This window comes from Agrobacterium tumefaciens (assembly GCF_009649785.1).
In the GTDB taxonomy this organism is placed as follows: Bacteria; Pseudomonadota; Alphaproteobacteria; order Rhizobiales; family Rhizobiaceae; genus Agrobacterium; species Agrobacterium tumefaciens.
This window is the reverse complement of the sequence record NZ_WJOK01000023.1, coordinates 45,909-66,294: the sequence shown is the minus strand read 5'-3', so window position 1 is coordinate 66,294 and position 20,386 is coordinate 45,909. Positions and strand designations below refer to the sequence as shown.

The following is a 20,386-nucleotide window of genomic DNA, read 5'->3' as shown; positions in this document are numbered from 1 at the left end:
TGCGTAGCCGCAAGAAAACGGCCAATTAGTTCACAGCGAAAACACTGACGAACGAGTACAACTGGTGCGCTGCTTTTCTGATGCCAAATTTTCGTCGCGCTGCAAAGGTTTTTTTTGGAGAATGGTTTGGCAGGGTAGCCATCATTAATAGTTTCTTGCTATTGGGTTTGCACCTTTGAGTTTTATGTATGGGGAAATTGTGAAGAAAGCTGGCTTGTTATTGGTGGGGCTAGGGCTGACATCGTGCAACAACCTTCCCGGTGACGGACCATTGGCATCTGACGTGCTTGAACAGTCCAAACAGTCGATGACGCGCACTTCTACAGGGCAAAATGTTGTATTCGATGTCATCGACATCGACGTAAATTCCGCGACGCTGATATCAAAATTTGACGGAAAACTGCTGCAAAGTCGGTTCGGTATCGGCGGAGGGGTGAAAAGACCGGTGATTGGCATCGGAGATCAGTTAAAGATCACAATCTTCGAAGCGGGCTCGAATGGTCTTTTTTCGACAGGCGACTCCAAGCAAACGACACTGGACATTGTGGTGCAACCGGATGGCAAGGCAGCCATTCCTTATGTTGGCCTCGTGACATTTTCGGGCAAGACGTTGGAGCAGGCGCGACAAACTATTTTGACGGCACTTGCAAGCAAGGCTGTCGAACCGGACGTCATTATCAACAGCACTAGCACTGCGTCCCGAAACGTCACAGTATCCGGCGCTGTTAAGAGCCCGGCCGTGGTGCCGCTCAATCTTGTTCCTGAATCGATTATGGAGGTGCTTGCCAAAGCAGGTGGACCGACAGCACAACCTTACGAAAGCTACGTGACACTGACACGGCAGTCGAAGACGGGAACAGTGCTTCTCAAAACGTTAGTGCAAAACCCGCAGGAAAATGTCTACGTTCAACCGGGAGACCAAGTATTCGTCACCCGCGAGCCTCGCACGTTCACCGTCCTTGGATCAGTGAAAGCAAACAACCGTCTCGAATTTGGTGCGAACGACCTTAACCTGTTGGAAGCCGTTGCACTTGCCGGAGGTGGCTCAGCGGGTACCAGCGACATGAAGGGATATTTCGTGTTCCGGTACGAAGAGCCAGACATTGTCATAGACCTCATTGGCAAGCAGAAGTTTAATGACTTAATCCATCGGGGTATGCGCCCGGACAAATTCGGACGCTACCCCATCGTTTATCGTTTCGACATGACGCGAGCCGGAAGCATGCTGGTCGGTCAGAACTTTGATGTGAAAGCTCGCGACGTCATATATGCATCGCGCCACCCATCTATCGACTTTACGCGCTTTGTCACGATAATCGGCCAGCCAATTAGCATTGTCTCAGGTGGCGCTGGTATTTATAACAACTTCAATGACTAACGAGCGCGATTGCCGATGCACAACTTGGTCTTTATCAAATTGTTTGGTTGATACAGCACTTCGCTCTGCGCTTAGCGGCCGCCAGACTTCTCGAGATCATAAACGAACCGGTCTATGCGCAGTAGTGCGGCGCGTATCGCGTCCGCGATAAAGGGGTGTAGTTCCTGAATCATTTATAAGTTGTCGGGGCGGCGCTTCTATTTAGCAACGAGCCTATCTCCGTCGATGAGAAGTTGCGTATCCTCCAGATGTATCACCTCCGCTGGCAGCAATGGCACCGAACGCTGTCCGGCAGGATGGAACCAAGCCCAGGGTCGACGCCCTGCAATCACCGCTGGGCAACAATCTCAAACGCATGCCGCAAAAATCCGGCACGGTGGAGGCGATCCGCCACGCGCTTTCCAATGGGCATCGCTCTCCCGTTTCCTTGATGACGGTAGTACCGAGATTGCCAATAATGCTGCTGAACGAGCAATCCGGCCCATGGGCTCGGACGCAAAAACGGTCTGTTCGCCGTATCAGATAGGGGTGGTGAACAGGCAGCCGCCACTTGGGAGCTGATCGAAACGGCAAGGCTAAATGGCCGTGATCCGGATGCCTATCTGCGGAACGTCGTTACCCGAATTCCCGATCATCCGAATTCGCGCCTGGAAAATCAGTTACCCAGGCACTCACTACCGATTTGCAATCGTTACACAATAGGGAGCAATTTACATGGAATATTAACTTGCAAAGAAAAGAAGGACACTTATAACGAGAAAAAATAAGGGACTACGTCGATCATGAACCTCGAGCATCTACCATTAAGTGGACTAGTGAAGATTACTCCAAAACGCGTTGGCGACAATCGCGGTTATTTTTCGGAAGTGTTCAAGGAAAGCTGGTTTCGCCAACATGTCGCGGACTTGACCTTCGCACAAGAAAATGAGTCACTTTCAGCCACCGTAGGCACCGTACGTGGCCTGCATTTTCAATTACACCCTTTTGCTCAGGGAAAGCTGGTTCGTTGCATTGCAGGAAAAGTGTTTGACGTAGCGGTCGACATCCGCGAACGATCGCCCACCTTCGGTCAATGGTATGGCCTTGAACTCTCGAAAGAAAATGGCGATCAGCTATGGATACCGGCAGGTTTCGCGCACGGATTCGCTACGCTCGCGCCGGATACCGTCCTTTCCTACAAGGTCACCGCTCCTTACAGCGCCGAGCACGACCGCGGGCTACTATGGAATGATCGGGATATTGGTATCGACTGGCCAATAAAACTGGACAATGTCGTTTTATCTGACAAAGACCGTGCGCAACCAAAACTTTTCGACCTTCCTACATACTTCTAGTATTCTGTACGGAGTAATCAATGCGAATAATTGTCACTGGCGGCGCAGGCTTTATCGGTTCCGCAGTCGTTCGGCATCTCGTGAATAATGTCGGCTCTGAAGTCCTAACGATCGATAAGCTGACATACGCAGGCAACCTGGCCTCCCTGAAAGAAGTTGAAGGGGCATCCAACCATCAGTTTTTAAAGGCAGACATTTGCGACCAGCAAAAAATGTCGGAGGCAATGGAATCGTTCAAACCTGATCGGATCATGCATCTTGCAGCCGAAAGCCACGTAGATCGCTCAATCGCCGGTGCAGGTGATTTCGTGCAAACAAATATTATCGGTACGTTTTCACTCCTTGAAGCGGCTCGCCAATATTGGAATGGCCTTCCTGGCCCCAAGAAAGATGGTTTCCGCTTTCTCCATGTATCGACCGACGAGGTATATGGCTCGCTGGGCGGCGATGGTCTTTTTGAAGAAACGACACCCTACGACCCTTCGTCTCCCTATTCCGCATCAAAAGCCGCAAGTGATCATCTCGCGATTGCGTGGTACCGCACATACGGCCTACCTGTCATCATATCAAATTGTTCCAACAACTATGGCCCCTATCACTTCCCGGAAAAGCTCATCCCACTAACCATCTTGAATGCAATGGAAGGCAAACCCTTACCGGTCTACGGTAACGGTATAAATATTCGTGACTGGCTATATGTTGATGATCACGCAAGGGCGCTCGACCTCATTGCTTCACGCGGTCGCATCGGCGAAAAATATAATGTCGGCGGTCGCAACGAACGCCGTAACATTGAAGTAGTTAAGCGTGTCTGTGAACTTATGGACGAACTCCGTCCATCCCAACGTCCCCACGCGGAACTCGTCACCTACGTCACCGACCGACCGGGCCACGATGCTCGATATGCTATCGACGCGATGAAGCTTGAGACGGAACTCGGTTGGAAAGCTCAAGAGAATTTTGATAGTGGTATTGCGCGGACCGTGCGCTGGTATATCGAGAACGAATGGTGGTGGAAGCCTCTGCGGCAAGAAGTATATTCAGGTGAAAGACTTGGCATATTGAAGAAGGTGTAGGCTATGCGTATCGCAGTCACCGGCAAGCACGGTCAAGTCGTGTCATCACTCGTCGAAAGAGCGTGCAATAGAAATGTTGAGGTCATAAAACTTGGCCGCCCTGAATTTGATCTTCTTGAGCCAGCAGGGTTCAAAGAGGCCATTTTCAGAATGACACCTGATGTCATAGTTTCTGCTGCGGCTTATACTGCAGTGGACAAAGCCGAGAGCGACGAAGATAGCGCCTTTGCTATCAACGGACGCGGTCCTCGCGCCTTGGCAGAAGTTGCTAAGCTAGCGGGAATACCGATCATCCATATTTCTACAGACTATGTTTTTTCCGGCGATAAAGACGGCCCGTATTTTGAGACCGATGCAGCCGATCCGATATCAGTCTACGGTAGGTCTAAACTTGATGGCGAAATTGGGATTAGTGAAGCCAACCCAGATCACGCCATCCTGCGGACAGCTTGGGTTTACTCACCGTTCGGTCAGAATTTCCTCAAGACCATGCTGCGGCTGGCGGAAACACGCGACGTCGTCAACGTGGTATCTGACCAATACGGTACCCCAACAAGCGCACTCGATATTGCGGATGCCATTCTGTATGCATCTGAACAACTAATGAGAGACACAGACCAGCGATTGAGGGGAATTTTCCATCTAACGGGAGGTGGTGAGGCGTCGTGGGCTGACTTTGCAGAAGTGATCTTTGATACATTTGCGGAAAAAACCGGCAAAAAGGTTGCAGTGAACCGCATCACAACAAGGGAATATCCCACGTCCGCAAAAAGGCCGTTCAACTCACGCCTGTCGGGAGACAAGTTGTCTGATGTTTACGGAATAAAACTTCCTCAGTGGGAAATATCTGCCCGAGCCGTAGCGCGGCGATTGCTGGCATTAGATCAATCGCATGGTGGTGCACAGCAAACACTTTAGACAAAATGAATGAAATGAATTGTCGAAACCTATTAAAGGAAAACCCATGAAGGGAATCATTTTGGCGGGAGGCTCTGGCTCGCGGCTATTTCCAATAACAATGGCTGTCTCCAAGCAGTTGATGCCGGTTTACGACAAACCGATGATTTACTACCCACTCACAACGCTGATGTTGGCCGGAATTCGTGAAATTCTGATTATCACTACTCCACACGATAATGAAGCTTTTAAGCGGTTGCTGGGTGATGGAAGCCAATGGGGAATTTCCCTTAAATACGCCGTTCAGCCGAGCCCCGATGGCTTGGCGCAAGCATATATCATTGGCGCTGATTTTGTGGGCAAGAACCCATCGGCTCTAATCTTGGGAGACAATATCTATTATGGCCACGGGCTGGCCGAATTAATGCAACCCAAAGATAAGAACAAAGGCGCCCGTGTCTTTGCCTATCACGTAACAGATCCAGAACGCTACGGTGTGGTGGAATTCGATGCGTCGATGAAAGCTCTCTCAATTGAGGAGAAGCCCGTTTCTCCTGCAAGCAACTGGGCCGTTACAGGTCTATATTTTTATGATGAACAGGTTGTCGACATGGCCGCTAACCTAAAGCCTTCGCAGCGCGGTGAATTAGAGATCACCGACATCAACCGCATATATCTTGAAAGAGGCGAACTTTCTGTGGAATTGATGGGGCGTGGCTATGCGTGGCTCGACACCGGAACACCGGATAGCCTGCTAGAAGCGGCCAACTTCGTCAGCACACTGGAGAAACGGCAAGGATTCAAGATCGCTTCACCCGAAGAAGTGGCACTTCGAATGGGGTTCATCGACAACGGGCAACTTCACGAACTCTCGGTAAAGCTCGGAAAGAGCTCGTACGGTCATTATCTTAAAAACCTGGCGGCCTCGCCAACGGAAAATCTCCGATAGACGATCGCTTGAGTGTGTGAGCAGTAGATAGTAATTATCCAATATAGAGCTTTGGTGTGCTTTATGATCACAGACGATTTTATTGCAGACAGCGACTGCTTGACCACTTCACTGTATTCGGGATCATATCCGCAGGATTGATGTAGTTGGCGCACCCCCTCACCTCAAACGCGCTGTTGCCGTGAACTTCGGTTCGCTCGCGCCAACTCTCAGCCACTTCGCAATCGTGTTGCGCGACAATGCGGTCATAGGCTGATTTCGCGCACTGGCAGCTTCTGACGAATCCATCCAAGTGATTATTTTTAAAAGTCCCATATGAATCACTCCGTTGCCCTCATCGCTCACTGCGTTTTGGGAGCAAGCCCTTGCGGCCTCAACTCGCAACGCAAGTTTTGCCCCTAACCTGCTCAAGCAGCACCTCGCTCGGCATCGCAATTATATGTGGTAGGTAAGGCGGGGCCACCACTGCAATCAAACATAAGAATAATCGCGACGGGTAATATTTCCTGATCCATTATGTTCAGCCGATTTGAACAAGCCTCGCGCAAGGACAACAAAGTAATATAATCTTTGTTCGCTTGGAGATCGCAGATGGAACCTGGAAGGTGGTACAGTACGGTTAAGATCGAGCTTGGCGGCCAGAAGCGGATATACACCCGCATCTCATCGACACGTGGTGCGGCATCCTATCTCCTTGATCAGTGGCCAGGCTCTCGCGATAAATCGTACAAAGAGGCCGTAGTATCCTGCACGAAAGCGCTTAAAGGCTTGGTGAATGATGAAGTCGCGTTCAGCAGCTTCATCCATGCAGCCTCTACATCAGGACTCAGTTACGTAAGTACTCAACAAGGATCACCCGACGAATTCGAACAGGACATAAGAAATGCGCTGAGGCAATCGATTTTGAGCGATTTTGGAAAAATGCTTTTCGTCGATCGTCAGCGAGAGTAAGGCAACCTCGTATGCGCATCCTGAAGCAGGCCGAAACTGGAGGCTCCGGCGCTTTCAAGCGTCGGGCGTCTCTACATTTTGGAACTGCACCTTGAGCCTAGGTGACAACAGGTCTGCGCAATGCAACTTTTGCTTAGTCAACCCAAGAGAAATGGACCTAGTGCAATGCCAGTTGATCAGAGCGATTATCCGGAAGACGTAAAAATGATGGCTTGGGTCATCACGTCTAAGCACCTGTGCCGTGGCGAGAGAGACATAAGCAGAATTGTCGCCGATGCGATCTGGCAGGAGCGCCAGAGATCGCTCAGTGAAACGACAAACCAAACGTCTGGCATTCAATCTGCTTGGTAAGGGTGGGCCGACGCAATTTCGATGACATTATGGACTCAAACTGCCAATCGGCGACGTTTGTATTAGTGTTTACACGCATCACACCGACACAATGATCTCATCTCGGTTGAGGGCCGATGTAGCGGGATTGTGGCCGGATGAGCCGTCCGGTGCGCTCCTGTTCCAGCACGTGGGCTGTCCAGCCCGCCATTCGTCCTGCTGCAAAGACATTCGTAAAACTGTCGCGGGGGAAACCAACGGCCTCCAGTACAAGCGCCGTATAGAATTCTACATTTGTCTGCAGTGGGCGCAGGGGCTTCTTTTCCTTTAGAAGCGTAAGCGCCTCCTCCTCCACCTTAGCCGCAAAGGAAATACGATCGGAGCCGTCCGCGAGAGCCGCCACAGCCCCCTTCAACACGTCTGCACGCGGATCTCGCACGCGGTAGATCCGGTGGCCGAAACCCATCAATCGCTCGCCCCGGGTCAGTGCAGCTCGCAGCCATGGACTTATGTTTGCCTCTGATCCAATCGCGTCAAGCATATCGAGCACTGGACCCGGCGCCCCGCCGTGGAGAGGCCCCTTCAAGGCGCAAAGCCCCCCAACCACAGATGAAAAAAGCCCCGCCCCCGTCGAGGCAATAACCCGCGCGCTGAAGGTTGAAGCATTCAATCCATGATCGGCAACCGTGGTCAGGTATGCATCAAGCGCCCTCACCTTATCTGGCGACGCCTGAGCACCGGATATCATGTACAGAAAGTCGGCTGAAAAGGAGAGCATGGCATCGGGCGCAATCGCGACAAGACCCCGCCTGCTTCGGACGATGGCCGCGGCAAAGACCGGAACGGCCGCAACAGCCATCACGTGATGCGGAGTGCTTTCCTCGTCTGGCAAAGAAGACAACAGAAGGCGCAACGCCTCGACAGAGGAAAGATTGGGCAGGACGGGAAGCAAGGGCTGCATGAGGTCGAACGCGCGCTGCCGTGCCACTCCCAGTTTAACTCGAATGCTTTGCATAGTCATCACCTCCGGGGTCTGCCCGTCCCAGAGGAGTTCCAGCATCTGCTCGAAAGACCAGTCAGCCAGTTCAGCCAAGTGATGCCCGCGAATGATCAGTTCACCCGCCTGTCCATCCACGTGACTGAGGATTGTTTCGGCGGCGACGACTTCATCAAGGCCGGAAGCCGGAATGCGGCCAACGAAAGCGGGTATTGCAGACACTGTCATTCTCCTCAGTTCAACGCGAATGGCCTTGAAGATGCTGCACCACATATATATCGTCAATCTTGATTCATATAATCAATATGAGAACGCCATGCACCATTCTGACAAATTCATGACAGCCGCTCACGCCGCGTCCGAATTGGGCATAAGCCGGGCAACACTTTATGCGTATGTGAGCCGTGGACTGATCCGTACCAGCGGCTCGCCGGATGACCCCCGCCGCAGACTCTACAGCGCACATGACATTGAAGTGTTGAAAAAAAGAAAGGCCGTTGGTCGGCGCCCGAAACAGGTGGCGGCGACCGCACTGGACTGGGGACTGCCAGTGCTGGAATCCTCAATTACCGAGATCGCCGAAGGCCAGTTGCGCTATCGTGGCCGAGACGCCCTAACACTTTCACACGATGCATGTCTCGAGGATATTGCGCGACTACTCTGGGATTGCGGCGACAATGATCCTTTCGCTGACATAAAGGCCGCTCCAGCGCCATGGCCACACGCTGTCCTCGACCACGCCCGGGAGCTGCCGCTGACGGAGCGCTGTCAGACGCTCCTTCCTTTGGTTGAAGCTGGCCGCCTCACCGCCTGGCAGCGCGACAATCGTCGTCTATGGCCTGGTGCCGCTAACATGTTGCGAGCCACAGCTGCCGCCTGCGCCTCACGTCAGCCGGACAAGCAGCCAGTTCACCTGTTTCTTGCCGATGCCTGGCAGGCAGACAGTCTCGGCGCGGATCTTATCCGTCGCGCCCTTGTTCTGCAGGCCGACCATGAACTCAATGCCTCGACATTTGCCGTACGCGTCGTTGCGTCCACAGGCGCGTCCCTCGGTGCTTGTCTGAACGCCGGACTATCCGCCCTGAGTGGGCCCTTGCACGGTGGAATGACCAGCCTTGTCGAATTGCTTTTCGATGAGCTGGAGCAGTATGGGGATGCTGAGCGAGTGATCGATCAACGTCTCCGGCGAGGTGAAACAATTCCTGGCTTTCACCATCCGCTTTATCCGGAAGGGGATCCAAGAGCGAGCGGTTTGCTTCCACATCTGCCGCCTAGAACACTGCGGGACGAACTGTTGCAAGTCATGAACGAGACCGCCGGACAATTACCGACCTGTGATGTCGCTCTTGTCAGCCTGCGCCGTAGCTTAAATCTTCCCCGCGGTTCAGCTCTGGCCCTTTTCGCGATTGCTCGAACTGTGGGCTGGGTCGCGCATGCTCTGGAGCAAAAGCTCGATGGCAAGCTAATAAGACCTCGAGCCCGGTACTTGGGGCATTAGGTAGGCCGGCTTGATATGTTGCCTAAGAGCAGTTGAGAATCAAGGTCGTAGCAGCTGTAGGGGCAAGGTCGATTCGGGATTGCGAGCGTCGCAATTCTTTTCAACAAAACCTTATTTGGTCGTTCCAACAAGGGCGCCTTTGCATCGTAAATTACTCTTGTTCAATAGCCACGACGCTAATTGCGCGCCTCCTCAGCCGGACACTCCGTTATGGGAGTGAGCAAATCACGAGACAACCAGGAAAGAGTTTCAGCGGTATGATGCCCCATCATTCGCTCACTTCAAATTCGCCGGCGTCAACGAATGCCGGCACTCACCATTCGATCCTTGAACCGTCATAGGCAAAAAACTGCCCTGTTTGTGCCGGTGTGAGATCATTGATTGTTTCCATCAGTCGCGCGGCAGACTGCTGCGGGGTGAACAAGTCTTTGCCCTTCGAAAATTGCTGGGACAGCTCTGTTTCGACTGTTCCGGGATGAAGCGCCACGATGATGGCCTGTGGGTTTGTGCGGGCGATTTCGATGGCTGCGGTTCGGATGATCTGATTGTGAGCGGCCTTGGACGCCCTGTAGGAGATCCATCCGCCCAATCTGTTGTCGCCAATCGAGCCAACACGCGCGGACAGGGAGGCGAAAATGGTTCGCCTGTCTCTGCGCAGAAGCGGGGTGAAATACTTGAGCAGCAAAGCGGGGCCTACGGCATTGACCGCAAACTGCCTCGTCATGTGAACTTCGTCGATCGCCCTTATCGACTTTTCGGGACCGGCACCATCGACCGTCAAGGCACCGGTTGCATTGAATATCAGGTCGAAGGAGCCGCGCTGAGCCTCCAGACGGGCGGCAACTTCGCGCACTCTGGTTTCGTTCGTTATGTCGAGACCATCGACGCTTCGCGAGAGCGGCAAGGCGAACGCGCAACGAGGGTCGGCCTCGAAGTACGACAACAGGGCTCCACCAATGCCGCCGGATGCGCCCAAGACGATCGCCCTGTAGCCATTTTCAAGCGACTGCATCATCCATGCGCTCCATCAGCTGTTATTTCTGGACCGGAAACTCGAGCTTGCTGACGTCGTAGCCAAGCTCACGTGCTTTCATGATCATTTTATTGAGCTTCGTTTTGGACGGGATGTTGCGGGCGTAGATCCACACATCGCCGGTCGACGGGTTGGCGCTGATGAACCAGGACTTATCAGGCGATTTGTAGAAAACCCAATAATTGAATGTGATGAAAAGAGGGTAGCGAACGCGCATCTTCGCATTGGTTGATCCGAAATCCTCGATCTTGCCGACGCCGTTCACCGTCTTGAGGCGACCATTCGGATTTCCTGCTCGACAGCCATCTTCTATCAGCACTTCATCTGTCGATGCTCCCTGCCGATAGGTGGAATATCCTGCAACACATCCGTCTGTAAGCAACATGGGTGTACGGCCGATTTCAAGCCAGGTACCGCGGTAATGATCGAGACCCACGGCAACCGGTTTGGGGGCTGCGGAAACCGCAGAACCGGCAAACAGAAACAGCGAAAATGTCAGGGCGCCAATCACGCGGTTACATTGTCTAAGCATAAACTCCTCCTGTCGATGGCACGGCTCTTGTTCAGATTTCGGTTCGCCGTGAAATGCCGGCATATCTAAGGGCGATAAAGACCATGAGGCTGGCGGCAGAGAACGCATTCAGATTGAGAAGCGTTGCAAGATCATCTGCCGACCAGGATTGCAGCGGCGCGCCCAGAAACGTCCGCGAGAAAAAGAAAGCGATGAAGACGAGGATTGCCGTCGCATATTGCCAGAGCTTCTCGTCTGCGCGGAACGACATGGCTGCAAGCATGATGCAGGCTGCGAAGAAAAATTCGGTGCCAGAAGCATGGCCGAATATTTTGGTTTCAAACAGCGTGTCGATTGTTCCCACCAAAGGGAGAGCGAGGCGCGCGGCCAACGGGGATTTTTTCGCCAGGAATGGTATCGCGAGAAAGAATGGCACCGACAATAGGGTGACAAGCGATGCCATGGCTCCGTCATCGACCAGATACCACACGTAAAGCGGATAAAATGGCTTGTTGAGGATGATGACCCAGGCAACGGTTATGGTTGCTCGTGTCAGATCATCTCTTGCAGCAGACCCTGCATTTGCGGGCTGGCTAGCGCGGCTTTGAAGCTCCATCGGACCCAGATTCGTCTCCCTTTCCGCCTGAACATTGAAGGCGCAAGCCATGTACGAAAGGCGAGCCAATTTGGTTTCATCATGCCAAGAAAACTTTAGTCATCATGTTCGTCACCATTGTTGCGACGCTGGGACCATACCCCGCCAATGAACCACGACTGAATAATCTCTTCAGCTTCCGTTCCAACGGGACCGTCTACAACAAAGACGTTCAACCGCGGTCTTATCCGCCTGAGGAGACAGTCATGATCCGTACGTCTTTCGTTGCAATTGCACTCTCCGCTCTCGTTGGCTTCACCGCCACGGCCCCCGTCATGGCCAACGATGTGCGCATCGAACAATATGGCTGGTCGAACTCTGCCGGTGGTGCACAGGAAGGTTATGGCAACCGGATCCGCACCTACCAGAACGGCGGCTATAACCGGATCGTCGGCCATCAATATGGTCGTCACAACCTTTCGGCTGTCGGTCAGGAGGGGCATGACAATTACGGCTCCACCTATCAGAACGGCAGCCGCAACGTGGCGGGCATCGGCCAGTTCGGCTCCAACCACACCACCATCCTGACCCAGGACGGCAACGGCAACATCGCGGCTGGTGTTCAGGTTGGCCGTGGCTGCAGCGCCAATGTGAACCAGGGCGGTAATGACAATGTCGCGGCCTTCGTGCAGGCCTGCCCTTAAGCCGCCACAGGCCTTGACGTGCAACTGGTCGAGATCAAGTCAACAGATCATCAAGGAGACTAGCCATGCCCCATAGCGTCACACATCCACGCCGCCTGGCGGCTATCCTTGCCGTTGCACTGCTTCCCTTCGGCGCCATTGCAGCCATGTCGACCGCAAATGACCTGAGCGAAGGCAAGCTTTGCGAGATCAAGGCAACACCACAGGCGGGCATGGTCAGGCTGGAGGCCTTCGCAAAGGGCAACACCGGTGCTGGAGGTACCTATGCCTTTCACGTCGAAAATTCAGGAGGCAGCGGGAGTTCCGTCATCAACCAGGGCGGCGGCTTTGATGCCGCTGCCGGGCGTTCGCAACTTCTGAGTTCGGTAACGCTTGGCGCGAAGGGAGCGCAGTACAAGGCAGTGCTGGATCTCGAAATCGATGGCAGGCGCTTCAGCTGCACGAAGCAGGTTGGCGGCGACTAGGCTGACTTCAACTATACATTTCCACCAGAGAGGGCGCCAGTTGAGCGCCCTTTTCTTTGATCCTCGTGCAGCGACTGAACGACATGTGAATGGGCAATTCCGTTCGGGTTCAGTTGCAGGATGCGAGAGTGGATCATCGGCAAAGGCACTGACAGAATGGAGATCAGAATGACCCGCAACGTGTTGAAACTTCTCACCGTTACTCTGCTTGTCGGAGGCCTTGCGCCGCTCGGATTTACGGCTCCCGCCCATGCCGGTGGCCGCATTTCCTTTGACCTCGCGCCCGGCAATTCCGGGGATGGGGATCTGTTCTCAACCGGTCTGCGCGCCTACTCGCTTTATCGCGATCTGAAAGACGCAGACATCCGGCAATTGGGCCGGGGAAATGCGGCAGGCATCGCCCAGAACGGTCGCGGCAATCTCGGCTTTATCCGGCAGCGGGGCAACGGCCATTCCGCAACGCTGCAGCAAAACGGCAATAACAATGCCTATGGCATTTTCCAGTATGGGCGGAACACCGAAACCAACGTGGAGCAGAACGGAGACAACGGCAGCGGCCTGACATTCAGCTACGGCTGGTAACTGATAGTTTAAAGTAAGCTGAGAAACGCGGCAGGCTTCACGTCGTTTCCGATAGCTCGCCTTCGTCGCTCTTATCATTGGCACCATTGCGGCATGGATCGGCGGCGCTGTCGGCACCACGCGGAGCTGGGTTTACGAGCCGCGTCATGACTGAGACATTCGCAGGGACAGCTCTGATCGCGTATCCCGCCGTCGGCAAAAGCAGAGAAAGGGCCGCGTTAGCTCAGGCGGTTCAAAAACAGAGCCGCCTTTGCCCTGATATCATGGCGGACGTCTTCGCTCATCCGGTACCATGTGGCATAGGGCTGCGCCAGCCGATGGTTGGATTTCAGCCTTTCACGGTTGCGGGCCAGAAAATCCCAGTATAGCGCGTTGAATGGACAGGCCTTGTCACCGAGACGCTCCTTGGGATCATAGCGGCAACTACTGCAATAGTCCGACATGCGATTGATGTAGTTGCCACTTGCGGCATAGGGCTTTGTCCCGAGAAAGCCGCCATCGGCGAACTGGCTCATGCCGATCACATTCGGCAGCTCAACCCATTCATAGGCATCCGCATAGACCTCCAGATACCATTGATGAACGGCCTTCGGATCAATGCCGGCGAGAAGGGCAAAATTTCCCGTGATCATCAGGCGCTGGATATGGTGAGCATAGGCATTTTCGATGGTTTCCGTAATTACGGTCGCCATGCAGTTCATGTGGGTTTTGCCCGTCCAGTAAAAGCCCGGCAGCGGCCTGTCGTTTTGGAAGAAATTGCTGTCGACATAGTCCGGCCCCGCAAACCAGTAGATGCCACGCATATATTCCCGCCAGCCGATGATCTGGCGAATGAAACCCTCGACGGCATTGAGCGGTGCCGCGCCCTCGTAGTAGGCGCGCTCCGCCGCCCTGCAGACCTCCAGCGCGTCCAGCAGCCCGCAATTGATGTAAAAAGACAGAAGCGAGTGGTTGAGATACGGGTCATCCTGCAGCATGGCATCTTGCGTGGCGCCGAAATTCATCAGGAAATCGTTTATGAAGGCACTGAGCGCCCGCTCGGCATCGGCGCGGGTGACGGCGAAACCAAAGTTCTCAAGCTTGCCGAAATTGTCGGGAAACAGCCGCTCGACGGTGTCGATGACATCCCTTGTTATCCTGTCCGGTGCGAAGACAGGGTGTCTTGGCCTCAGCAGGTCCGGCTTGGCGGGGCTGCGGTTTTCCGAGTCAAAATTCCAGCGTCCACCGACCGGCTCTTCGCCATTCATCAACAGGCCAGTCTTGCGACGCATTTCCCGGTAGAAATATTCCATCGTCAGGCTTTTGCGCCCGGCCGCCCAGCGCTCGAACTCCTCGTGGGTGGCAAGAAAGCGCCGATCAGGGCGGATATCGACCTCGATGTTGAAGGCACTGGCGAAGCGCTCGATCTCTGACTTGACGCGCCATTCTCCAGCCTCGGTGACGCAAATCCTGGAAGGGGTCAGGTCGTTTAACGCCCGCTGCACCTCGCCGGAGAAGGAGCCCGCATTGTCGCGATCATCAATCCGCGTGTAGCGAACCCGGTATCCTTCGCCACGCAGTTCCTCGGCGAAGTGGCGCATGGCGGAAAAGATGAAGGCGATCTTCTTTTTGTGATGGCCGACATAGGTAGCCTCCGCCATTACCTCGCAAAGCAGGATCGTGTCGCGCGTCTTGTCGACACCATCCAGCGAAGATAGGGAGAAAGATAATTGATCGCCGAGGATCAAGACCAGTTGAGACACCGACAATTTCCTTCAAACCCGACATAATCATCACCTGCGCAAGATCATGGGCTAGACGCCCACTCCCTCTTCAGGGTGGCATAGATGAATTCATCCCCCCAGGTGCCGCCAAACCGGTCATTCTCGATCAAATGCGCTTCTTTCCGCAGGCCAAGGCGTTCAACAACACCGATCGATCCGTGGTTCAGGGCATCCAGCCGCGCGAAAATCCGGTGATATCCGAGCGTCTCGAAGCCGAGGCTTATCATGGCCCGGACGGCTTCCGTCGCATATCCCTTACCTGAGAAATCAGGATTGAAGACATAACCGACTTCCGCCTGCAAAGCTGCCTTGCTCGCAATTTTAAGCAGGACTTCGCCGATCAACGTGTCATCGTCACTGCGCGTAACGGCAAGTCGCAACGTATCGCCGTCCTCTTCGAACGGAGCCTCGAGCAGCGCTGCGAATTGCGTTTTCACCGCATCATCCGAAGGCGGTGCGGCATAGAGGAAACGGTAGACGTCATCGCGCGTGTGGTAATCGGCGTATGATGCGAGATCAGCGGCCTGGAATTTACGAAGGATCAGCCGGTCGGTCTTTATCGGTAGGTAGTTCTCAGGGTTCATTTATGCGCACTTTCAATAATGCGCGATATCTGGGGTCGCGGGCACCTGATCGCAAGAGAGACCTCCATCGAGGTCGTTCAGAGTATCTGGTCCACCAATGCGCTAGTCGGAAAGGGTGGCCAGAAGCTTTCCGCCTCTGTTCAGCACGCTTGACCGATGCGACACCGGTTCAGAACCGGTGGACGCAGGAGATGGTGTTATCAACCATGCACCGGGATAATCAGTCCGGAAGTGCCGGGGATTGAGGCGAATTCCACTGCCGGCTGCGAAGTGGAGCGCGCCCGCCGTTGCTTCCTTCGACAAAACCGCGCTTCGGATTTCATAGAGTTTTCTTTCGCCATCAAGGGCGAGCGTGACATCCTCAAGAGCGAAATCATCAATGCGGATAGCCTGGCCCGTGGGCGTGTCGAGAACCCACCTGTCGGAATCGATGAAACCGTCGGTATAGACATTGCCGGTGGAGGCACGCAGAAACGTGCCCTTCTGCAAGACAATGCCGTCGACGATATTCCCGTCGGCAAGGACACATCGGCTGAAAGCGGATACATCCCCGTCAGCCTTCAGGTCGAACTCAACCGGTTGTGCCGCATCGCAGCGCCAGCCGCTCTGCAGGGTCACGCCTGTGCCCGTCACCCGCATCGTCTCTGGAACAAAGCCGACGGTCTCATAATTTCCGTTGGTTTTTATCGCGATGTAGCGGGCGATCTCGACGGCATCGACATTCGCGACCCACACGGGATGGGGGAAGACCGCGCGGTTGAATGATTCCCTGGTATCGGCCACGGCCAGTTCAAGTTTCGTGCCTTTGGGCATGTCGATCTGGCCAAGGCGCACCGGCTCCCCAAGCTCCGGGCGATAGCTAGACGCCATTTCCCTGTCGTAGGCACGCATCTGGAGATAGAAATTACCGAACTGCCAAAGTGTAAAAATTGCAATGGCGGTCGCCAGACCATAGGGCAGCATCATCGGGCGCGCCCAGCGGCCTCCTGCGTATCGTGCAACCAACACCACTGTCCAGATACCCCAGACCAGTGTCGTGGCAAGAAGGAAGGCAAGCAAAAGCAGCGTTTCGACGGAGGGTAGTGCTACTGGGATCATGCGAACCAACGAAATGATGCGGATCGGTTGCGATCCTGACGGGCAAGATAGCTCTACCCGAAGAATGGTACATTGTTCAACGCCCGGATCTGCCGGCAGGCACGCCACTGAATTCGATCCGGATGCCTCAGCCTGTCGCAAAACGTCCGGTCAGGACGATGGACGGGCGGCATATTGCTCGAATTCGACGAGGCTCGTCGGCCTCGCAAAAAGATAGCCCTGAAACAATCGGCAGCCGTAGGACAGCATCATCCGCAGCTCCGCCTCGGTCTCCACGCCTTCGGCCAGAACTTCCAGCGAAAGGTCGTGCCCCATCTGGACGATGTTTCGCGTGATTGTCGCCATACGCCCGCTTTCGGTCACCCCCGTCACGAAGCTGCGATCAATCTTGATCTGTTTGAGCGGCAATTGCCGCAGGTAGCTTAGTGAAGAGTAGCCAGTGCCGAAATCGTCGAGTGAAATCGTGAAGCCGGAACGATCAAGGAGCTTCATTTTCGCGATCGCTGCTTCTATGTCGAATAGGAAAACGCTCTCGGTCAGCTCCAGCTTTAGAAGCTGTGGCTTGATGCCCTGAGACGAGGCGGCATCAAGAAGCTGCCCGGAAAATCCCGCGTCGACGAAATGATCGGCAGTGATGTTGATCGACAAGGTGAGATTCTGGGTTGCCGGGTTCTCCTGCCATCTCGCAAGTGTCTTGCAGGCTTCCGCAATGACCCAAGCGCCGATTGTCGGCATGAAACCGGTTTGCTGCGCAAGCGCGATGAAATCGGCTGGCGGGATGTATCCCCGTTTCGGGTGGTTCCACCGCAACAGCGCCTCTGCGCCAAGCAGCGTGCCATCCGCGCGAACCTGCGCTTGGTAGAAAAGTTCAAACTGGCCATTCGAAAGCGCGGAGCGAAGTTCCAGGGCTTTTTTCGTATGACTGCGAAACTGCGCCTGCATGGCGGCGACACCGCCACACAGCATCAACGCTGCGAAAACACTGTTGAACCAGGCGCTGATGCTGCGCACATCCTGCGGCATGGGAGTACTGAACGAAAACCGCGCGGCCGACGCGCAGAAATAAACAAAGGCCACGAGACTTGCCGCGATGACCAGAAACTGGGCGGCGGAACGCTGGCGTTGAAAATTCATGTAGCCGACGAAGATTATGACGAGCAGGTAGAGATGCGTCGTCCTCGGTACGGTATCGTCGGAGACATCGATAGCGACGGAATACCAGCAGACGAACAGGATACAGGCGCTCTGAGCCAGAATGAGTCCGAGGGAAAAGTGGCCCATCAGGCAAGTCAGCCAGCACGGCACGATCGCAACCCCTAGAATGAGTAGGCTGAGCGCAATGCCCCATCTTTCCGTGAGAATGAAAAACACGAACCAGCCAGTCGCCAGCGCCACGCCCATCCAGGCTGCAACTCGACACAGGAGAAGAAGATGCTGCGAATATTCCTCTCGGTCTTTTGTTTTCTGAAAAGGCATGCTGACCCTTGGCTTTGACTACGGGGCGAGCCCGCTCCTTGATGCAAAAGCCGAACGGAAGCTAGACGAGGTCGCCGAACTTCGCAGATTTCAAAAAACGGGGTTAAGCAAACAGGAATGAAATACACAAATTTTGCACGATCAAATCATGCACAATCAATCGCATATCCATTTTTCCCGCTTCGCCGGCCTCAGCGGCCTGCGCCAACCGACGACACACCTTCGCCGCATCGCGACGAAGGGCGAAGCGGCGCCGGATTGGGTTCGCATGCGCGTATTTGCAGCGATCTAGACGCGCGCCATGAGGTAGTGTCCAACGCCCCAGACCTTACCGTCTTCGTGCCCGAAAAGACCTGCCGTCGCGAGGAAGAACAGTCTCCAACGACGTTCCCACAAGCGCGCATCGTTGCCATAGACCCGCTGCAGAATCGGTCGGATACGGTCGATCTCCCGGTCGAAATTTCCAAGCCAGTCGAGGGCCGTTCGGCGATAATGCGATCCCGACCAGCGCCACTCCTGTTCCACGGTGAAAAGCGCCGGGAAACGGTGAGGAAGATCGAAGGCAGGCATGATGCCGCCGGTGAAGAAATGCTGCGCGATCCAGTCTGCCCGGTTGCCATGATCGAAACGATAGGATCGATCCCGGTGATTGAAGACGTGGAGGAAAAACTTGCCCTCGGGCGTCAGCCACGAGCGGACGCGCTCGAACAATGCCTGCCAGTTCGACATGTGCTCGAACATTTCCACCGATACGACACGGTCGAAACGCTCGTCAGTAGTGAAATCATTCATGTCGGCCGTCACCACCGAGAGGTTCGACAGCCCACGCTCATTTGCACGTTCGATTATATATTCGCGCTGCGAAGCCGAATTTGAAACGGACGTAATCCGCGCATTGGGAAACCGGCCGGCCATATAAAGGGAGAGCGAACCCCAGCCACAGCCGAGTTCGAGAATATTCATCCCGTCCTGCAATCGGGCATGGGAAACAGTCTCTTCCAGCGCCAATGTTTCAGCCTCATCCAGCGTTGTCTGAGCATTGGGATAAAAGCAGCAGGAATATTTTCTTTGCGCGCCAAGGGCGATTGCAAAGAATTCAGCCGGCACCTCGTAGTGCTGCCTGTTCGCCTCGTCGGTGTGTGTGGCGACGGGAAATTTCGCCATATCAGTCACAAAAGCGTTTTCTTCCGCCGCCGGAACGCCGGCAAGTCGCCGTTTAGTGCGTGCGCAGAGCATGTCGATGCCGGCAAGCGTCATATTGTCACTCAGCGGTGCGCGTTCGGCAGCATTGATGGCGAATGCGAGCATGTTCATGGCGTGTCCTCATTCTTGCGTGGCCCCGGAAAGAAGGCGTTGACGCGGTTTTGCAGGGCGCGGAATTTCTCTCCGCGTGATTTCAGCATGTGTTCTTCGAGCGGGGGAATGCCGGAGACGTGGACGAGGAGCCAGTACATCATGGCTGGCGCAGCAAGCGACAGCCATGACCACGGCTGCGCATGGATGGCCAACAACGGAAAGCCGCACCAGAAAAGCCACTCGAAAAAGTAGTTGGGATGACGCGAGTAACGCCACAGACCAGTCTCGCAGACGCCGGTTTTGGCCTCCGGGGTTTTTCTGAACTGTGAAAGCTGTGCATCGGAGGTCGCTTCTCCGACAAGCGCACCAGCCGCGATGATCAACGCTATCATATCGATAATGCTTGGAAATGGCAGAGGATTGCTGGCGGCAAGATAGACGGCGAGAACAAGCACAAAGGCGGCAACGGCCTGAATCTGGAGAAAGGCGAAAAGCCGCAACGAGGCATTGCTGCCCCATTCTTCTATAAGCTTCGCGTAACGTGGATCTTCGCCACCTCCCCTCGTCCGCATGCCGATGTGTCCCGCGAGCCGAAGCGACCACACCAGTACAAGAAATAGAACCGCTCCCCGGCGCCAGAGATCTCCATCGGAAAACAAGACGGCAACCACGCCGCCGAGCCCGACACTCGCAGACCAGACGGTGTCGATCCAGCCACTCGATCCTGTGTAACGCTGCAACGCCCAGGCTGCCGCCATCAGAAGCGACATCAGCACGGCAAGGGCCACCACAACAGACATCATCACCATTCCGCTCACTGTATTCGAAGGACTTCAGACCAAGTTTTCAGTGTCAACTACGGGCGAGACG

The 20,386-nt window shown here is 54.6% G+C and carries 23 protein-coding genes; 13 read left to right on the top strand and 10 right to left on the bottom strand.

Going from position 1 to position 20,386, the window contains the following annotated elements:
* Nucleotides 1-199 precede the first annotated feature (199 nt).
* The 8 genes from GH784_RS21415 (at nt 200) to GH784_RS21380 (ending at nt 6,585) form a co-directional block, all read left to right on the top strand.
* Nucleotides 200-1,378 carry a polysaccharide biosynthesis/export family protein gene (locus GH784_RS21415; protein ID WP_410170283.1) on the top strand — a complete coding sequence of 393 codons (1,179 nt, stop codon included), beginning with the start codon at nt 200-202 and terminating at the stop codon, nt 1,376-1,378.
* 225 nt (nt 1,379-1,603) lie between these two features.
* Nucleotides 1,604-1,939 carry an IS66 family transposase gene (locus GH784_RS27760; protein ID WP_153793734.1) on the top strand — a complete coding sequence of 112 codons (336 nt, stop codon included), beginning with the start codon at nt 1,604-1,606 and terminating at the stop codon, nt 1,937-1,939.
* Nucleotides 1,885-2,145: a transposase domain-containing protein gene (locus GH784_RS27755; RefSeq protein WP_112424601.1), complete on the top strand. Its 261-nt coding sequence runs from the start codon at nt 1,885-1,887 to the stop codon at nt 2,143-2,145. Before GH784_RS27760 ends, GH784_RS27755 begins: the two co-directional genes overlap by 55 nt.
* A gap of 15 nt (nt 2,146-2,160) precedes the next feature.
* Nucleotides 2,161-2,712 (top strand): dTDP-4-dehydrorhamnose 3,5-epimerase, encoded by a 552-nt coding sequence (rfbC, locus tag GH784_RS21400; RefSeq protein ID WP_065660354.1) that lies wholly within the window; start codon nt 2,161-2,163, stop codon nt 2,710-2,712.
* 20 nt (nt 2,713-2,732) lie between these two features.
* On the top strand, nt 2,733-3,788 hold the full coding sequence (gene rfbB / locus GH784_RS21395) for a dTDP-glucose 4,6-dehydratase (protein ID WP_153793733.1): 1,056 nt from the start codon (nt 2,733-2,735) through the stop codon (nt 3,786-3,788).
* Between the two features lie 3 nt (nt 3,789-3,791).
* Nucleotides 3,792-4,706 (top strand): dTDP-4-dehydrorhamnose reductase, encoded by a 915-nt coding sequence (gene rfbD, locus GH784_RS21390; protein WP_112651281.1) that lies wholly within the window; start codon nt 3,792-3,794, stop codon nt 4,704-4,706.
* 46 nt (nt 4,707-4,752) lie between these two features.
* Nucleotides 4,753-5,634, top strand: coding sequence for a glucose-1-phosphate thymidylyltransferase RfbA (gene rfbA, locus GH784_RS21385; RefSeq protein ID WP_065660351.1), 882 nt, complete (start codon nt 4,753-4,755; stop codon nt 5,632-5,634).
* 591 nt (nt 5,635-6,225) lie between these two features.
* On the top strand, nt 6,226-6,585 hold the full coding sequence (locus tag GH784_RS21380) for a DUF982 domain-containing protein (protein ID WP_065660350.1): 360 nt from the start codon (nt 6,226-6,228) through the stop codon (nt 6,583-6,585).
* A 448-nt stretch (nt 6,586-7,033) separates the two neighbouring features.
* On the opposite strand, the gene GH784_RS21375 is transcribed toward GH784_RS21380, so the two are convergent.
* Entirely contained in the window at nt 7,034-8,140 is a 1,107-nt protein-coding gene (locus tag GH784_RS21375) for a citrate synthase/methylcitrate synthase (protein WP_065660349.1), read from the bottom strand.
* Here GH784_RS21375 and GH784_RS21370 point away from each other — a divergent pair.
* Nucleotides 8,103-9,410, top strand: a complete 1,308-nt coding sequence (locus GH784_RS21370; RefSeq protein WP_246670475.1) for a citrate synthase family protein — start codon at nt 8,103-8,105, stop codon at nt 9,408-9,410. The two genes, GH784_RS21375 and GH784_RS21370, sit on opposite strands and share 38 nt — an antisense overlap.
* A gap of 313 nt (nt 9,411-9,723) precedes the next feature.
* Here GH784_RS21370 and GH784_RS21365 read toward each other — a convergent pair whose 3' ends face one another.
* The 3 genes from GH784_RS21365 to GH784_RS21355 are packed head-to-tail and all read right to left on the bottom strand — an operon-like array spanning nt 9,724 to nt 11,570.
* Nucleotides 9,724-10,425, bottom strand: a complete 702-nt coding sequence (locus GH784_RS21365) for an SDR family NAD(P)-dependent oxidoreductase (protein ID WP_194842984.1) — start codon at nt 10,423-10,425, stop codon at nt 9,724-9,726.
* Nucleotides 10,426-10,444: 19 nt separating this feature from the next.
* Entirely contained in the window at nt 10,445-10,975 is a 531-nt protein-coding gene (locus tag GH784_RS21360) for a lipocalin family protein (RefSeq protein WP_153793732.1), read from the bottom strand.
* Between the two features lie 31 nt (nt 10,976-11,006).
* Nucleotides 11,007-11,570: a hypothetical protein gene (locus GH784_RS21355; protein ID WP_153793742.1), complete on the bottom strand. Its 564-nt coding sequence runs from the start codon at nt 11,568-11,570 to the stop codon at nt 11,007-11,009.
* Between the two features lie 245 nt (nt 11,571-11,815).
* On the opposite strand from GH784_RS21355, the gene GH784_RS21350 reads away from it, so the two are divergent.
* The 3 genes from GH784_RS21350 to GH784_RS21340 all read left to right on the top strand — a co-directional run bounded on the left by GH784_RS21350 (nt 11,816) and on the right by GH784_RS21340 (nt 13,299).
* A complete protein-coding gene (locus GH784_RS21350) occupies nt 11,816-12,253 on the top strand; it encodes a curlin (protein WP_153793731.1) in 438 nt (145 codons plus the stop codon).
* 65 nt (nt 12,254-12,318) lie between these two features.
* A complete protein-coding gene (gene csgH / locus GH784_RS21345; RefSeq protein ID WP_065661939.1) occupies nt 12,319-12,717 on the top strand; it encodes a curli-like amyloid fiber formation chaperone CsgH in 399 nt (132 codons plus the stop codon).
* 168 nt (nt 12,718-12,885) lie between these two features.
* Nucleotides 12,886-13,299, top strand: a complete 414-nt coding sequence (locus GH784_RS21340; RefSeq protein ID WP_162685982.1) for a curlin — start codon at nt 12,886-12,888, stop codon at nt 13,297-13,299.
* 218 nt (nt 13,300-13,517) lie between these two features.
* Here GH784_RS21340 and phrB read toward each other — a convergent pair whose 3' ends face one another.
* The 4 genes from phrB to GH784_RS21320 form a co-directional block, all read right to left on the bottom strand.
* Nucleotides 13,518-15,041: a (6-4)DNA photolyase gene (gene phrB, locus GH784_RS21335; RefSeq protein ID WP_323131486.1), complete on the bottom strand. Its 1,524-nt coding sequence runs from the start codon at nt 15,039-15,041 to the stop codon at nt 13,518-13,520.
* A gap of 44 nt (nt 15,042-15,085) precedes the next feature.
* Nucleotides 15,086-15,646, bottom strand: coding sequence for a GNAT family N-acetyltransferase (locus tag GH784_RS21330; RefSeq protein WP_112682824.1), 561 nt, complete (start codon nt 15,644-15,646; stop codon nt 15,086-15,088).
* A gap of 102 nt (nt 15,647-15,748) precedes the next feature.
* Entirely contained in the window at nt 15,749-16,744 is a 996-nt protein-coding gene (locus GH784_RS21325) for a hypothetical protein (protein WP_153793729.1), read from the bottom strand.
* Nucleotides 16,745-16,894: 150 nt separating this feature from the next.
* Nucleotides 16,895-18,220 carry a putative bifunctional diguanylate cyclase/phosphodiesterase gene (locus tag GH784_RS21320; protein ID WP_149916255.1) on the bottom strand — a complete coding sequence of 442 codons (1,326 nt, stop codon included), beginning with the start codon at nt 18,218-18,220 and terminating at the stop codon, nt 16,895-16,897.
* Nucleotides 18,221-18,368: 148 nt separating this feature from the next.
* Between GH784_RS21320 and GH784_RS27210 the strand changes: the two genes are divergently transcribed.
* Nucleotides 18,369-18,512 carry a hypothetical protein gene (locus GH784_RS27210; RefSeq protein WP_174061716.1) on the top strand — a complete coding sequence of 48 codons (144 nt, stop codon included), beginning with the start codon at nt 18,369-18,371 and terminating at the stop codon, nt 18,510-18,512.
* Here GH784_RS27210 and GH784_RS21315 read toward each other — a convergent pair.
* Together GH784_RS21315 and GH784_RS21310 are read right to left on the bottom strand one after the other, a co-directional pair.
* Nucleotides 18,509-19,534 (bottom strand): SAM-dependent methyltransferase, encoded by a 1,026-nt coding sequence (locus tag GH784_RS21315; RefSeq protein ID WP_153793728.1) that lies wholly within the window; start codon nt 19,532-19,534, stop codon nt 18,509-18,511. The two genes, GH784_RS27210 and GH784_RS21315, sit on opposite strands and share 4 nt — an antisense overlap.
* On the bottom strand, nt 19,531-20,319 hold the full coding sequence (locus GH784_RS21310) for a DUF1295 domain-containing protein (protein ID WP_153793727.1): 789 nt from the start codon (nt 20,317-20,319) through the stop codon (nt 19,531-19,533). The genes GH784_RS21315 and GH784_RS21310 overlap by 4 nt, the downstream gene beginning before the upstream one ends.
* Nucleotides 20,320-20,386 lie beyond the last annotated feature (67 nt).

Bases quoted from the DNA above. Each gene is read 5' to 3' on its own strand.
- GH784_RS27760 (WP_153793734.1), top strand. From the start codon at position 1,604: ATGAGAAGTTGCGTATCCTCCAGATGTATCACCTCCGCTGGCAGCAAT.
- rfbC (WP_065660354.1), top strand. From the start codon at position 2,161: ATGAACCTCGAGCATCTACCATTAAGTGGACTAGTGAAGATTACTCCA.
- rfbB (WP_153793733.1), top strand. From the start codon at position 2,733: ATGCGAATAATTGTCACTGGCGGCGCAGGCTTTATCGGTTCCGCAGTC.
- rfbD (WP_112651281.1), top strand. From the start codon at position 3,792: ATGCGTATCGCAGTCACCGGCAAGCACGGTCAAGTCGTGTCATCACTC.
- rfbA (WP_065660351.1), top strand. From the start codon at position 4,753: ATGAAGGGAATCATTTTGGCGGGAGGCTCTGGCTCGCGGCTATTTCCA.
- GH784_RS21380 (WP_065660350.1), top strand. From the start codon at position 6,226: ATGGAACCTGGAAGGTGGTACAGTACGGTTAAGATCGAGCTTGGCGGC.
- GH784_RS21370 (WP_246670475.1), top strand. From the start codon at position 8,103: ATGCGGCCAACGAAAGCGGGTATTGCAGACACTGTCATTCTCCTCAGT.
- GH784_RS21375 (WP_065660349.1), bottom strand. From the start codon at position 8,140: ATGACAGTGTCTGCAATACCCGCTTTCGTTGGCCGCATTCCGGCTTCC.
- GH784_RS21365 (WP_194842984.1), bottom strand. From the start codon at position 10,425: ATGATGCAGTCGCTTGAAAATGGCTACAGGGCGATCGTCTTGGGCGCA.
- GH784_RS21360 (WP_153793732.1), bottom strand. From the start codon at position 10,975: ATGCTTAGACAATGTAACCGCGTGATTGGCGCCCTGACATTTTCGCTG.
- GH784_RS21355 (WP_153793742.1), bottom strand. From the start codon at position 11,570: ATGGAGCTTCAAAGCCGCGCTAGCCAGCCCGCAAATGCAGGGTCTGCT.
- GH784_RS21350 (WP_153793731.1), top strand. From the start codon at position 11,816: ATGATCCGTACGTCTTTCGTTGCAATTGCACTCTCCGCTCTCGTTGGC.
- csgH (WP_065661939.1), top strand. From the start codon at position 12,319: ATGCCCCATAGCGTCACACATCCACGCCGCCTGGCGGCTATCCTTGCC.
- GH784_RS21340 (WP_162685982.1), top strand. From the start codon at position 12,886: ATGACCCGCAACGTGTTGAAACTTCTCACCGTTACTCTGCTTGTCGGA.
- GH784_RS21330 (WP_112682824.1), bottom strand. From the start codon at position 15,646: ATGAACCCTGAGAACTACCTACCGATAAAGACCGACCGGCTGATCCTT.
- GH784_RS21325 (WP_153793729.1), bottom strand. From the start codon at position 16,744: ATGATCCCAGTAGCACTACCCTCCGTCGAAACGCTGCTTTTGCTTGCC.
- GH784_RS21320 (WP_149916255.1), bottom strand. From the start codon at position 18,220: ATGCCTTTTCAGAAAACAAAAGACCGAGAGGAATATTCGCAGCATCTT.
- GH784_RS27210 (WP_174061716.1), top strand. From the start codon at position 18,369: ATGCACAATCAATCGCATATCCATTTTTCCCGCTTCGCCGGCCTCAGC.
- GH784_RS21315 (WP_153793728.1), bottom strand. From the start codon at position 19,534: ATGAACATGCTCGCATTCGCCATCAATGCTGCCGAACGCGCACCGCTG.
- GH784_RS21310 (WP_153793727.1), bottom strand. From the start codon at position 20,319: ATGATGTCTGTTGTGGTGGCCCTTGCCGTGCTGATGTCGCTTCTGATG.